This window comes from Pseudomonas pharyngis (assembly GCF_021602345.1).
GTDB lineage: Bacteria > Pseudomonadota > Gammaproteobacteria > Pseudomonadales > Pseudomonadaceae > Aquipseudomonas > Aquipseudomonas pharyngis.
This window is the reverse complement of record NZ_BQID01000020.1, coordinates 59,452-71,428: the sequence shown is the minus strand read 5'-3', so window position 1 is coordinate 71,428 and position 11,977 is coordinate 59,452. Positions and strand designations below refer to the sequence as shown.

Sequence of the window (11,977 nt, the reverse complement as noted above, 5' to 3'; positions counted from 1 at the left end):
ACCCGCTCCCCCTCCCGCACAAACCGATGCCCCACCTCGAACACGTGATACCGATAAGCCCGCTCCCGATCACACAACAATTCCCCCTCCAGCTGCGTCTCCCCCACCTTCAACTTCAGCTGAAAGCTGCGATCCGTCGGGTTGTGCAGTACCAGGTCGATGTAGTTGTAGAAGATCGCCGCGCCGGAGCCGAATGGCAGGACGCGGCCGTCGTCCGGGAAGGGGTCGAAGCTGTGGTTGGCGCGTTCGGTGACGACCAGAGGTGAGTGAATGGCCATCCAGTGGATGAGGTTGCTGAGTTGGCAGATGCCGCCGCCGATGCCGGTGCGGGCTTCGCCGAATGAGAGTTCCATGCCTTCGACGTAGCCGCGTTGGCGGGTCGGGCGGCCGACGAGGCGGCAGAAGGAGAAATATTCGCCGGGGGCGATGGTGACGCCGTCGATGGCGGCGACGGCGAGTTTGAGGTTGATGACTTTGTTGTGTTGCAGCGCGAGGTCGGAGTCGCCGAGTTTGCGGATCAGTTTTGAGGTGTGTTTGAGGTAGCGGTAAGGCAGGCGCTCGGACGTCGTGGCAGGCCGCGCGTAGCGTTTGCTCGAGCAGTGCCAGGCAATGTGGCGGAACAGTCTTTTTTGCCACACGCGCAGCCAGTAAAGGGCCGGGTGGTAGAGGGAAAGTGGTTTCATCCTTGGCGAACGGCGCGGGCCGTTGTCTTCCTTGAGCTTGAAAGGGCGGCGCATCTTACCGTGGAACCGCGCTTGATCGCCAAGCGCCTCACCGGTGTCGCAAGCCGTAACAAGTCGCCAGGCCCGGGCGCTCGGAAATTAAGCTTCAACTAAGGTTGCGTCCCTACCATCCGGGCCACAAAGCAGCGGTTCTGTGTGCTGATTGCCGTCAGCAGAACCCTTCAACTTGAAGTGAGCCCGGACCATGAGTGCGATCGATTCCACCTCTAAACAACTGCCCGCCTTCAGTCTTGTATTGGTCAATTACAAGACGCCGGAAATAACCCGGATGTGCCTGGAGTTTCTCCAGCAGTATGTCAAGGAGCATCAAATTCCGGTGTGGGTGGTGGACAACGATTCTGCCGATGAAAGCCTGATTTACTTGCGGTCTCTGGACTGGATCAACTTGATCGAGCGCCCTTCTCCCGGCAAGGAAGCGGGGCATATTGCTCATGGCAAGGCACTTGATCTGGCACTTGCGAAAGTTGAAACCGATTACCTGTTTTTGCTGCACACCGATACTTTCGTTTTTGACAGTACTGTCTTTTCGATGATGATGAATGAGTGCATGCAATCTTTGGATACAGCGGCGGTTGGTTGCGTCGAACAATTGGATCGAGGCGTCCTTAGAGACACCTGGCGTTTGTCTTCTCGTTATTTCAAACACTATTTCCGCCGGGCAAAACAGCATTTCGGGTTGCCGTCCCGAGATCCAAAACCCTACCGGGAAACTCACCTGAAAAGCTTCTGCACCTTGTGGAACGCTCGGTTGATCAAGGCTCACGGGCTGCATTTTTCGATGGACGACCGGGTCCCGGGATACACGCTGCAGGATCGTTTAAGCAGCCTTGGCTACGGCATCAAATGCCTCTCGCCGCGGACGATCTTCCGCTACCTGGATCACATTCAGGCCGGCACCGTGGCCGCGATCGGTGGATACGGCAAACAGCACCGCCGCACCACCATGTATCAGGAAACGCTCAAGCGCCTTCAGTTACAACAGGGCATGCGACCCGCCAAATCGTAAGACAATAAAAAAGGGCGACTTCAAAGTCGCCCTTTTTGCATCTGAATTCTTTGGCCTCCATTCCGAGGAGGTGTTCGCCCAGTGTAATGGCCTGGCAATCCATGCACCGGTAAAGAGCCCTGACACTGGGCGAACGCGAAGGATTTTAATGGAAATTGGCGGATATGTCGTCCTGCTTCAACATGAAATTTATGTACTGAAAAGTTAAAGAAAATATTCGTCGATATTTCCCGACAAACTTTCTGACATCACCACCTCGAATACTTCATATGACTGTTCTCATACAATTACTTGTACAAGAACAGCCATTCTGTAGAGTCAATACTCAACTTTCATGCTGACTGGTCACTTTTAATACATCGGTGTAAGTGACCACGACGCTTTGCCCGACTTTCAAATCTTTCAGTTTGGCCTGAATCTCAGGCTTTTCGACGTTGAGGGTTTTCGACTGGCCCGAAGGGTTTTCCAGGGTAACCTGGTTTGTCGCCAAATCAATTTTGGTGATTTTCAGTTGCACCTGAACCTGGCGGAAGGCCTCGCCACCGGGGTTGCTGCTGCCCACGGCGTTGCGCAGTTCACCGGTGCGCTCGGTGGAGCCTGGCAGACCTTTATCCACGTCGGTGTCCAGATAAGCGGCCACAGAGCGGGTCACTTCGATCTGTACCAGATCGCCCACTTTCAAATTACCGAGGTTTTTCGCCTTGTCGCTGAGCTGAATGTGCACCTGGCGACCTTCCGCGCCTTCCAGGACCACTTGATGATTGGCAGGGTCAACCGCCAGCACTTTGGTGGTGACCCGGTCGGCCTCGACAGCGGCCGACAGCGGGATATCGGCGGCCATCGCCGAAAGGCTGGCCGTAGAAAGGACGGTGGCAAGTGCTATGGCGTGCGTCAGTGCTTGGAGCTTCATAAGCGGTACATTCCCTGTGATGGATGGCAGCACCCATCGCCAACGTGGTCAGCGACGGATGTGCCACTGAGCATAGACGCCCTTCAGGGTTTGTTCCGCGATCGTTGCGCGGTGTCCTGCGCGGTGGACTCGCCACTGGCGGTGCCTTTCCCGGAGCTCTGCCGCTGTTTGGGATCGGTGGGACGCAGTGCGTCGTTGTCGCGCTCGGTTTCACCCGGCGGACGAGGTTCGTCGGGGTGCTCGTTATCAGGGACAGTTTTCATTCCAGGCCTCCTCAGGCTTCGGGGTCGTCGAGTTCCCGCACGACGTTCATGGCGGGCGAGTCCTTGTGCAGGTCATCGGCCTTGGCTCTGAGAATCTGCCACTGCTCAAGATCGATGGCACCTTGGCCGAGCAAATCGTCAGCGATGCGCTGCAGATCGAAGTAATGGGCATCCGGGGATTGTTGCCAGTACGTCTGATCGTCAAACATTTGCTGCCAGGTCGTCAGGTCTGGAGATTTCAGTTCCTCGCTCATGGATCGGATCCTCGGCCATGTTCCTCGGTAGAGGGGGCATCCTGGACAGAGTTCCAATCGATTCCTTCGCAGGTACGGTGCGCGGAATCAGTACCCGGTCATCTCCAGATAGCCCTGCCCGCCCCGATTGCCGCTCAGGCGCACCGGCCCTTCCCAATACGGAATGCGCAGGTTCATCCAGGCGTCGGGGTTGATTGCATCGAGGGTGATCTGCAGATTCCTCGTCGGGATCTCGATCGACCAGCGCACCGGCATCGAGCGGCCGGCGACCTCCGCAGTGCCTTGCGGGGTCAGCTTGATCTGCTCGGCGTGCAGGGTTTCGGTCTGGCCATCAGCGGCAATCCACGTGCCGGTCAGGTACGGCACCCCTTCCTTCTGGCGCATGCGGTACAGCATGACGTGTTCGCCGCCGTCCAGATGCAGGGAGAACCAGTCCCAGCCCGTCTGATTGGCGGTCAGCGGCTGGCTGCTCCATTCGCGGTCGAGCCAGGCCGGGCCGTTGACGGTGTAGGTCTGACCGCCGATCTGCAGGGTGCCGCTGGCCTGGAAAAACGGCTGGCTGTAGTAATACGACGCCTGGCCCTGTTCGGATTTCTGGCTGAAACCCTTGTCGCCCTGCAGCACCAGCGGGCGGCTGGAGGTCAGGCGCAGCTGGTAGCTGAAGTTCTTGTCCCGGGCGCTGAGTTGCAGGTCGGCCAGCGGATCGCTCGCCTGACTGACGAAACGCCAGTCATCGATCCACGCCTCGAACGGCGCCGCACGCACCCCGGCCTGCCCGACGCCGCCACGGGCATAACGCTCGGCGGCGTGGTGGACGCTGGCCGAGGTCACTGCCGCGTGCCCGAGCCAGATCGTCTGGTTGGCCCAGCCCGGTTGCTGCGGCGAGGCGTTCAGGGCGCTGCGGAATAACGTCCACTGCACGCCGAAATCGTTGCCCTGCGCATCCTTGAGATTGGCCGTCACGTACCACCATTCGATGCGAAAGCCGTCATGGGCGCCGTGATCCGCCGGGAAGCTGAACACCCGCCCCGGCACCACCGGTGTAAACGCCTGTGCCTGAGCGCCCATGCCGGCGAAACCCTTCTGCTCCGCTGTGGGGTTGTCGCAACCACCGAGCAACAACGCCAAAAACACCAGCGCAAACCTAGTCCTCATGAGCAAACGTCCTCAGCAAGTCCGCCGGTTGCGTGCGGTACAGCGAATACAGCGGCCACGCCGAGGCCAGCAAGGTCGCCAGCAGCGCCAGCCCCATCAGTTGCAGCAACTGCCATGGAAACACCCGCAGCGGCAGACGCCAGCCAAAGGCCTGCACGTTGATCACCGCGTCCAGACACCATGCCAGACCGATGCCCAACGGCAACGCCAGCACCAGCGTCAGCAGCGCCAACAGCCACGTTTGCCCGAGATTGAGCAGCATCAGCTGCCGCCGCGTCACCCCCAGCGCCCACAACGGTGCGAGCTGGCCGAGACGGCTCTGGCTTTGGGTCAGCAGGCTGATGAACAGCGCCACGCCGGCGACGGCCAATGTCAGGCTGTTCAGCGCCGCGGTCGCGGCAAAGGTGCGTTCGAAGACTTGCACCGACCAGCCCTTGAGCCGCGCCTGATCGACGATGCGGTTGTCGTCGAGCTGGAAGCGCGCCTGCAAGGCCGTGAGCAGCGCCGGGATGTTCGGCGGGTCGATGCGCAGGTTGAAGCGGTTCGGCGTCAACTGCGGCCAACCGCGCAGCAGGTGATTGCTGTTGACCAGCACATGGCCCTTGGGATTGCCGTAGTCGGCGTAGATCCCGACGATACGCGGCGACCACGACCCGCCCGGCGTGGGAATCGTCAGGTGATCGCCCGGCGTCACTTTCAAGCGACGCGCCAGTTGTTCGCTGAGCATCACCGCATCGTCCTTGGCCAGCGCCGCCCACGGGTCATCACCCCGAGATTCGAGCAGCGGCCAGTGCTGGCGATAGTGCGGATGATCGATGATGCCGAACACGTCCCCCGGCCAGCCTTGCAGCGTCACCGAAACCTGCCAGTTGGGCATGATCGCGGTGACGCTCGGTTGCTGTTTGAGCCAGGTGGACAGCTCTCGCGCCTGCGCCGGGTTGCTCGGGTTCAGGTAGAGCTCGGCGGTGAGCCGTTGTTCGAGCCAGTCGTTGAAGGTCTGGCGGAAACCGGCGGTCATGCTGCCGGCGCCGATGTTCGCCGCCATCGCCAGCAGCAACGCCATCAGCGCCAGACTCAGCGCCGGCAATTGCTGGCGGCAATCGGCGAGAAACCACTGCCCAAGCACCGAACGGCTGCGCCCGAGCAAACCGTTGAGCAGCGCGCTGAGCAACACCGGCAACGCCAGCGCGGCGCCGAGCAACAGCCCCGCCATCAACACAAAACCGCTGGCGAGACTGTTGCCCCACACCAGCGCCGCCAAGGCAATCGCCGCACACACGCCGGCCACCCAACCCTGACGCCGCAACCAGCGCGCATGTTGCTGATGCCAAGCCTGCGGATCCGCCACCGCCAGCAACGGCAGACGCGCCGCCCGCAACAAACTGTTGGCCCCGGCCAACAATGCGCCGAGCAGACTCAAGCCGATGCCGCTGAACCACCACCACGGACTCAGACGCAACTGCCCCGCCACTTCCGCGCCGTACAGACCGCGCAGGCTGGCGGCGACATCCGGCAACAGCACGCTCGCCAGCCAATAACCGCTGACCACGCCGAACAGCCCGCCGATCAACGCCAACGCGCCGAGCTCGACGATCAGGCAAGCGATCAACATTCGCGCACTGACCCCGCAGGCCCTCAAGGTGCGCAGCAATCCCCGGCGTTGTTCAAGCGCCAGACCGATGGCCGCGTGGACGATGAACAAACCGACAATGAACGAGAGAAACCCGAGCGCATCGAGGTTGAGGTGGAAGCTTTCGGTCAGACGCGCAAGGTTGTTTTCCTCGCCACTGCTTTTGAGCTGCAACTGGCCTTTGAACGCGGCCGGGACGTCGGCGTGAAAATCTTTCGGCAACAGCAGGCGCGACAGTTGCTCGGGTTGTTCGAGCACGCGCTGAGCGGCGCCAATGTCCACCAGCAACACGCCGGGGGCCATGTCGGTTTGCGCCCGCAGCGGCGGCAGCGTCTGGCCGGTTTCGCTGGCCGGGGTCGCGCCCTCGGGGAGGTTCAGCGCCCGCAAGGTTTCGGGAGAAATCCAGGTGCTGCCCGGCGGGCTGAAGAATTCGACGATGCGCTCGATCGGCATCGCCTGCCCGGCCACCGCGCTGTCGCCGGGCAACGACACCGGTTCGATGCCCATCAACTGCAGGCGCTGGTTTTCGTGGCCCTTGAGCATCAGGCGCCCTTGCAGCACCGGCGACACCGGCCAGCCCAGACGCCGCAGGTCGACGAACCATTGTTGCGGGAACGTTGCGCCGTTCGGCGTACTGAGGCTGGCCTGAGGTTCGCCGCCGATCATTTGGCTGGCCCGCGCGTAACTGTCCCGCGCCTGACTGTTGAGGGCTTCGACTCCGGTCAACAGACTGGTGGCCAGCCACAACCCGGTCAGCACACTGAAAAACTGCACCGGATGGCGGCGCCAGTGACTGAGCAGCGCCATCAGCGCGTGACGGAAAACCTTCACGTCAACCGACCGCTGGACAGCACCACGCGCTCCGCCAGCCGCGCGGCCACGCGCTGACTGTGGGTGACCATCAGCAAGGTGGTGGGTGTGTCGTCGAGCAATTCCAGCAACAGTCGCAGCACTTCGTCGCTGGTGGCTTCGTCGAGGCTGCCGGTGGGCTCGTCGGCCAGCAGCAGTTTCGGTTGCGCGGCCAGCGCCCGGCCGAGCGCGACCCGCTGTTGCTGGCCGCCGGAGAGTTGTTCGGGATAGCGCTTGAGCAATTCGCCCAGCCCCAGGCGCTGCACCAGATGATGCTGCCAGCGCGGGTCATGCCGCCCGGCGAGCCGCGCCTGAAACGCCAGGTTGTCCTCGATCCGCAGGCTGCCGATCAGGTTGTACTGCTGGAACACCAGACCGATTTCGGTGCGCCGCCAGTTGGCCAGTTGCGCCTCGTTCATGCGGTCCAGCCGATGTTCACCGCTGCTGATGCTGCCGCTGTCGACCTTGTCGAGCCCGGCGATCAGGTGCAGCAGCGTGCTCTTGCCGCTGCCAGACTCGCCCATCAGTGCCAGACTGCTGCCGGGCCTGAGCGTCAGGTCGATGCCTTGCAGCACCGGCAACGGGCCTTGCGGGGTGAGGTAGCTTTTGAAGACGTTTTGAACCTGGAGCATGCCGCCATCCGATCGATCCGTGTCGGCCAAGGATAGCGGATACCGACGCGTTACTGACCCACCGCCACACTCGTCGGCGCTTCACCCGGCGTCACGATGCTGTTCAGATCGATGTGTTTCCACTCGGGTTTGGCCCCCAGCCGCGCGTTGAAGCGGTAGTTGAAGGTGAATTCGTCCGCCGTCGCCACGCTCAACGGTTTGCCGTACACCGCTTCGATTCCCGGCAGGTCGTAGCCCATCAACTGCAACAGGGTCGGGAAGATGTTGTAGTGACTGGAGCGATCCTTGTTCGCCGCCAGTTGCGCCGACCAGTCGAGTGTCTGCAATTGATCGCCCTGAATCACTACCAGCGGCACCAGCCCTTCTTCCTCCACCGGGTCGCCGCCGCAGTGAGTGTTGAGCCCGGGATTGCCGCGTTCGTGCAAATCCTGCCCGTGGTCGGAGGTGTAGATCAGCAGCGCGTTGTTCAGATTGGCCTGGGCAAACACCCGCGAAAAGAACTCGCCGACATTCCACAGCACCGTGTTTTTGTAGGCATTGCGATACAGCACCCAGTCATCCGGCTGGCCGTTGAAGCCGGTGCGTTCACCGGTGTCGGCGACTTCCGTGAAGTGCCCGCGGGGCAAGGTCGGGCGGTAGGCCATGAAGGCGTCCGGGTATTTGTCGTGTACCGGAAAATGCGCGCCGACCTTGTTGATCAGCACCAGCTGCGGTTTACCGTCGTTGAGCAGTTCGATCAGCTTGGCGGCGGCAGCCATGTCGCGGTCGCGCACGCTGGTCTGGTCGAATTGCACGAATTCGTCGATGTCCTTTTTCTCGGCATCGTTCATCAGGTTCTGCAGGTTGCCGCCGGTGCGCTGAGCGTCGATGTAGACCGTGCGCAGGCCGGCCTTTTTCGCGTACTGCCAGATCGACGGCAGCGTGCTGTTGATCCGCATGTAGTCGGCGCGGGTGCCACCGTAGCGCAGGGTGATGTTGGTGTCGGCGCTGCAATTGGCGATGGACGCCGCGTAGCCGTAATTGAAGATCTCGACGCCGGGACGGGCCTGCTTGAGGTTGCTGTGCACGCCGAACGGCGCGTTGATATCCAGGTAATTGCCGGAAATGCTCTCGTCGATGATCAGCACGATATCGTGGCCGACCGCCGGGCCATTGCGCGCCAGGGTCACCGGCTCACGCGGACCGACGGTGTTGTGCAGCGCTTCGTAGCCGAACAGGTTCAGATAGGCCAGCGGCGTGTACATGATCGGCAACCCGCGCGCGCCCTCCCCGGCGCGCACGAACAGTACGGCGCTGAGCAGCAACACACCGCACAACGGCGCAGCGATCCGCAAGGCGTTGGGCACCGGGATCGTGTGCCGGGGCTTGAGACCGATCCCGAACAACAGCAGCAACCCGTTGAGCAGACCGTGGATGATCGCCCCCCGGTACTGATACGCCGCTTCCTGGATGAAGCCGCCGGAGTACACCAATGAGACAAAACTGCTATAGGTCAGGTAATCGGCGGTGACCCTCGTGTAAACGTCGAAGAACACCGCCGAAACAAACAGGGTTAATGCGAACAAATGCCGAATGAAAGTCTGACGTATATAGGCTGTCAGTATTAATGCGAAAGTCAGCGTCAAAAACATCGCGCCAAAAAGAAGTACTGCCAGACCGATACCCATCGCATTTAAACGGTCAAGGTAATATTCGGAATAAAGCAATAGATAAATAATTAAAAGCAGTTCTTTCAGATATCGAAACATGGCAATTCCGGAGTGCGTCCGACGAGAGGTTGTCAAGGGTTTGTCGGTCAAAATCTGACACTAGCACCGGGCCATTAAAGCGCAAGAAATGTCGGACATAATCAAAAAGCGTCAAAAAAACGTTGACTCAAATCTGACACACCCAAGTCGTTAAAACCCTTGAAATACGTGGCCTACGACCGTTTATCGTTTTCTTCGAACACGTCAAGAACGGGACAAATCCAGCTACAGCAAGCACTTGATGGCCTTTCGCCCCCAAAAATGGGGGTGTTATACCCTTGCAACATGTCATTTTGCTGACACGCTTTTCCCACGCTGCGCTATACCCCTTTTGACAGTTCCATTTTCAATCTTCCATCACCGTCTTACGAGGCACGCCAATATGGACGTGAGCGTATTTGGTACGGGCTATGTTGGCCTGATACAAGCAGCCGCACTTGCCGATGTCGGACATCGCGTATTGTGCGTCGATATTGACCCGAACAAGATTAAACAACTGCAACAGGCGGTACCGCCTATTAGCGAACCGGGTCTTTCGGCAACTTTGGAAGAAAACATCAAGGCCGGGCGTTTGTTATTCAGCACCCAAGCCAGCGATGCAGTGGAACATGCCGCATTGATCTTCATCGCCGTGGGTACGCCGGCCGATGAAGACGGCTCCGCCGACCTCAGCCATGTGCTCAACGTGGCGCGGCAGATCGCAAGCTTCATGGAAGACGATCGCACGTTGATCATCAAATCCACGGTGCCGGTCGGCACGGCCGATCAGGTGCTGCACACCGCTGAAGAAGAACTGCAGCGGCGCGGCAAAAATGGTCTGGCGGTGCGAGTGGTGTCCAACCCGGAATTTCTCAAGGAAGGCAGCGCCCTCGCCGACTGCATGCGGCCGGACCGGATCATCGTCGGCACCCGCGACGAACAGGCCCGCGAGCAGATGAGCGAGCTGTACGCGCCGTTCTGCCGCAACCACGAAAAACTGATGTTCATGGACAACCGCAGCGCCGAGCTGACCAAGTACGCGGCCAACGCGATGCTCGCCACCCGCATCAGCTTCATGAACGAGCTGGCCAACCTCACCGAACTGCTCGGCGCCGACATCGAAGCGGTGCGCAAGGGCATCGGCTCCGACCCGCGCATCGGCTATCACTTCATCTACCCGGGCTGCGGCTTCGGTGGCTCGTGCTTTCCCAAGGACCTGCGCGCCCTGCTGCACACCGCCGAACACAACGGCATGCCATTGAAACTGCTGCGCAGCGTCACCGACGTCAATGACGCGCAACGGCACATTCTGTTCAGCAAACTCAGGGCGCAATTCCCTCAAGGCCTGGCCGGCAAGTCCATCGCGATCTGGGGCCTGGCGTTCAAGCCGAACACCGATGACATGCGCGAAGCCCCGAGTCGTTACCTGATGGAGGCGCTGTGGGCCGAAGGCGCCAGCGTGCAGGCCTACGATCCGGAAGCGATGTCCGAGTGCCGGCGCCTTTACGGTTACCGTAATGACCTGCACCTGTGCGCCACCCGCGACGACACCCTGGAAGACGCCGACGCGTTGGTGATCTGCACCGAGTGGAAGAATTTCCGCGTCGTGGATTTCGAGCTGCTGGCCAGCAAGCTGCGCTCGAAAGTCATCATCGACGGACGCAACCTCTACAACCCGGAACAAGTCGCAGCCGCCGGCCTGCACTATAGCGGCATCGGCCTGCGCCATATCGCGCCTGACGGGTTGCGGCCATGAAAATCCTCGTCACCGGTGCGGCCGGGTTCATTGGTGCTCATTGCGTGCTGCGGCTGGTGCGCGACGGGCATCAGGTGATCGGCCTGGACAATTTCAACGGCTACTACGATCCGCAGCTCAAGCACGATCGGGTGGACTGGGTGCGCAAGCAGATTGGAGATTTCCAGCTTGCCACGATTGATCTGGCCGACGCGTCGGCGCTGCAAGCACTGTTCAGCAGTGAACGACCACAAGTGGTGGTGCACCTTGCGGCGCAGGCCGGGGTGCGCTATTCGCTGGAAAATCCACGGGCCTATCTGCACAGCAACCTCGATGGTTTCCTCAACATCCTGGAATGCTGCCGCCAGCACCCGGTCGAGCACCTTATCTACGCCTCGTCCAGTTCGGTGTACGGCGCCAACCAGCGCACACCGTATTCGGTGCAGGACGGCGTCAATCACCCGCTGTCGCTGTACGCCGCGACCAAGAAAGCCAATGAATTGATGGCCCACAGCTACAGCCATCTGTTCGGCATCCCTTGCACCGGCTTGCGTTTTTTCACGGTGTACGGGCCGTGGGGCCGGCCGGACATGTCGCCGATCCAGTTCGCCAAGGCCATCAGCGAAGGCTCGCCACTGAAGCTGTTCAACTACGGCGAGCATCAGCGCGATTTCACCTACATCGACGACATCATCGAAAGCATCGCACGCCTGATCGAGCGGGCGCCCCGGGCCAATCCCGAGTGGGACCGCGAACAACCCGACCCGGCCAGCAGCATGGCCCCGTGGCGCTTGTTCAACATCGGCGGCCAGCACCCGGTGGCGCTGAAAAACTATCTCGCCCTGCTGGAAAAACACCTCGGCCAGAAAGCCGTGGTCGAGCTGCTGCCGCTGCAGCCGGGCGACGTACTCAATACCTGCGCCGAGGCCAGCGACCTGGCCCAGGCCACCGGGTTTCAGCCCCGGATAGAGCTGGATGAGGGACTGGGGCGGTTTGTCGCCTGGTTCCGCGATTACTACCCCACTGCCTATCGCCCACGCGCCGTTCGCGGCTGAACATCAGCGGAGGACTCC

The 11,977-nt window shown here is 60.8% G+C and carries 11 protein-coding genes; 3 read left to right on the top strand and 8 right to left on the bottom strand.

Annotation, left to right across the window (positions count from 1 at the left end; all coding sequences use genetic code 11):
- The coding region (locus L6D74_RS27210) for a VanW family protein (RefSeq protein ID WP_236191169.1) at nucleotides 1–683 on the bottom strand (683 nt) is incomplete at its 3' end.
- A 244-nt stretch (nucleotides 684–927) separates the two neighbouring features.
- Between L6D74_RS27210 and L6D74_RS27205 the strand changes: the two genes are divergently transcribed.
- Complete coding sequence (locus L6D74_RS27205; RefSeq protein WP_064595252.1) at nucleotides 928–1,749, top strand: glycosyltransferase family 2 protein; 822 nt, start codon at nucleotides 928–930, stop codon at nucleotides 1,747–1,749.
- Between the two features lie 325 nt (nucleotides 1,750–2,074).
- Here the strand turns inward: L6D74_RS27205 and L6D74_RS27200 are convergent, their stop codons facing one another.
- The 7 genes from L6D74_RS27200 to L6D74_RS27170 all read right to left on the bottom strand — a co-directional run bounded on the left by L6D74_RS27200 (nucleotide 2,075) and on the right by L6D74_RS27170 (nucleotide 9,190).
- Nucleotides 2,075–2,659, bottom strand: coding sequence for a hypothetical protein (locus L6D74_RS27200; RefSeq protein ID WP_039767783.1), 585 nt, complete (start codon nucleotides 2,657–2,659; stop codon nucleotides 2,075–2,077).
- An 83-nt stretch (nucleotides 2,660–2,742) separates the two neighbouring features.
- The gene (locus L6D74_RS27195) at nucleotides 2,743–2,922 is read right to left on the bottom strand and encodes a hypothetical protein (protein ID WP_236191168.1); all 180 of its coding nucleotides are present in this window, start codon (nucleotides 2,920–2,922) and stop codon (nucleotides 2,743–2,745) included.
- An 11-nt stretch (nucleotides 2,923–2,933) separates the two neighbouring features.
- Entirely contained in the window at nucleotides 2,934–3,176 is a 243-nt protein-coding gene (locus L6D74_RS27190) for a hypothetical protein (RefSeq protein WP_085648819.1), read from the bottom strand.
- An 87-nt stretch (nucleotides 3,177–3,263) separates the two neighbouring features.
- A complete protein-coding gene (locus tag L6D74_RS27185) occupies nucleotides 3,264–4,331 on the bottom strand; it encodes a lipocalin-like domain-containing protein (RefSeq protein WP_236191165.1) in 1,068 nt (355 codons plus the stop codon).
- On the bottom strand, nucleotides 4,321–6,792 hold the full coding sequence (locus L6D74_RS27180) for an ABC transporter permease (protein ID WP_236191164.1): 2,472 nt from the start codon (nucleotides 6,790–6,792) through the stop codon (nucleotides 4,321–4,323). Before L6D74_RS27180 ends, L6D74_RS27185 begins: the two co-directional genes overlap by 11 nt.
- Nucleotides 6,789–7,442 carry an ABC transporter ATP-binding protein gene (locus L6D74_RS27175; RefSeq protein WP_064595239.1) on the bottom strand — a complete coding sequence of 218 codons (654 nt, stop codon included), beginning with the start codon at nucleotides 7,440–7,442 and terminating at the stop codon, nucleotides 6,789–6,791. Before L6D74_RS27175 ends, L6D74_RS27180 begins: the two co-directional genes overlap by 4 nt.
- Before the next feature lie 50 nt (nucleotides 7,443–7,492).
- Nucleotides 7,493–9,190 carry a sulfatase-like hydrolase/transferase gene (locus L6D74_RS27170; RefSeq protein ID WP_236191153.1) on the bottom strand — a complete coding sequence of 566 codons (1,698 nt, stop codon included), beginning with the start codon at nucleotides 9,188–9,190 and terminating at the stop codon, nucleotides 7,493–7,495.
- Between the two features lie 382 nt (nucleotides 9,191–9,572).
- Here L6D74_RS27170 and L6D74_RS27165 point away from each other — a divergent pair, with 382 nt between their 5' ends.
- Nucleotides 9,573–10,925, top strand: coding sequence for a UDP-glucose dehydrogenase family protein (locus L6D74_RS27165; RefSeq protein WP_236191151.1), 1,353 nt, complete (start codon nucleotides 9,573–9,575; stop codon nucleotides 10,923–10,925).
- On the top strand, nucleotides 10,922–11,959 hold the full coding sequence (locus tag L6D74_RS27160) for an NAD-dependent epimerase (protein WP_236191149.1): 1,038 nt from the start codon (nucleotides 10,922–10,924) through the stop codon (nucleotides 11,957–11,959). Before L6D74_RS27165 ends, L6D74_RS27160 begins: the two co-directional genes overlap by 4 nt.
- Nucleotides 11,960–11,977 lie beyond the last annotated feature (18 nt).